The sequence below is a fragment of the Polaromonas sp. P3_C2 genome, from assembly GCF_056402675.1.
Window position 1 is genome coordinate 1 of record NZ_JBFUGX010000822.1, and the last position, 1,620, is coordinate 1,620.

General features: G+C 60.3%; 2 protein-coding genes. Both read left to right on the forward strand.

The annotated features are described in order from the left end of the window. Positions 1-907: FtsH protease activity modulator HflK (gene hflK, locus AC1DWI_RS22375; RefSeq protein ID WP_477725810.1), on the forward strand; the 907-nt coding region annotated here is incomplete at its 5' end. Between the two features lie 11 nt (positions 908-918). After that, positions 919-1,620: protease modulator HflC (gene hflC, locus AC1DWI_RS22380; RefSeq protein WP_477725811.1), on the forward strand; the 702-nt coding region annotated here is incomplete at its 3' end.

Consider the following 1,620-nt stretch of genomic DNA (forward strand, 5'->3'; position numbering starts at 1 on the left):
TCCGTATCCTGTGCAGCGCCACGAAATCGTTGTGGTCACGCAGATCCGTTCAGTGGATGTCGGCCGTGACGTCATCATCAAGGCGACAGGCCTGCGCGACTCGGCCATGCTGACTGAAGACGAAAACATCGTTGAAATCAAGTTTGCCGTGCAGTACCGCCTGAACGATGCGCGCGCCTATCTGTTTGAAAGCAAGGACCCTGCAGCGGCGGTGGTTCAGGCTGCCGAAACAGCCGTCCGTGAAGTGGTCGGGAAAATGAAGATGGACCTGGCCCTGGCGGAAGAGCGTGACCAGATCGGGCCACGCGTGCGCGCCCTGATGCAGACCATCCTCGATCGTTACAAGGTCGGCGTTGAAGTTGTCGGCATCAACCTTCAGCAGAGCGGTGTGCGCCCCCCCGAGCAGGTGCAGGCAGCGTTTGACGATGTGCTCAAGGCCGGCCAGGAGCGCGAACGCGCCAAGAACGAAGCCCAGGCATACGCCAACAATGTGATCCCGCGTGCCGTGGGTTCCGCGTCCCGCCTCAAGGAAGAGTCTGAAGCCTACAAAGCCAAAATCGTGGCCCAGGCACAGGGTGATGCCCAGCGCTTTCGTTCGGTGCTGACCGAATACCAGAAGGCGCCCCAGGTGACCCRTGACCGTATGTACACCGACGCCATGCAGCAGGTTTATTCCAGTGTGACCAAGGTGMTGGTCGASTCCCGYCAGGGCWSCAACCTGCTGTACCTGCCGCTGGACAARATCATGCAGATGACGACGCAGGGTGATGCTGGCAGTACCGCAGAGCCCGCGCTGGTTCCCGGCGCAGCGTCTTCGCCAACGGTGCCTGCCGCGCCTGTTTCCAGCTTGCCCCTTGATGCCCGATCCCGCGATGCTTCCCGCACGCGCGATCGTGAAACACGCTAAGGAAGACGATCGTGAATAGAGTTGGATTTATCATTTCTTCGTTGCTGGTGATCCTGGCATTGCTCAGCTCCACGCTTTTTGTGGTGGACCAGCGGCAGTTCGGCGTGGTTTATGCGTTGGGGCAGATCAAGGATGTGGTCACTGAACCGGGCCTGCATTTCAAGATGCCACCGCCGTTCCAGAACGTCTCTTACATCGACAAGCGCCTGCTGGTGCTCGACAGCGTCGACGCCGAGCCCATGCTGACGGCAGAAAAGCAGCGTGTCGTGATCGACTGGTACGTGCGCTGGCGCATCATCCAGCCCACCGACTACATCCGCAACGTCGGCCTGGACGAAAAAACCGGCGCCAACCAGCTCAACCGCGTGGTGCGCAATGCCTTCCAGGAAGAGATCAACAAACGCACCGTCAAGGACCTGCTTTCGCTCAAGCGCGAAGCCCTGATGGCCGACGTCAAGCGGGAAGTGCTTCAAGCCGTGCAGGGTGCGCAGCCCTGGGGCGTTGACGTGGTCGACGTGCGTATCACGCGCGTGGACTATGTGGAAGCCATCACCGATTCCGTCTACAAGCGCATGGTTGCGGAGCGCCAACGCGTGGCCAATGAACTGCGTTCTACCGGTTTGGCAGAAGGCGAAAAAATCCGTGCCGACGCCGACCGCCAGCGAGAAGTCACCATCGCCAACGCCTACCGCGATGCGCAAAAGGTCAAAGGC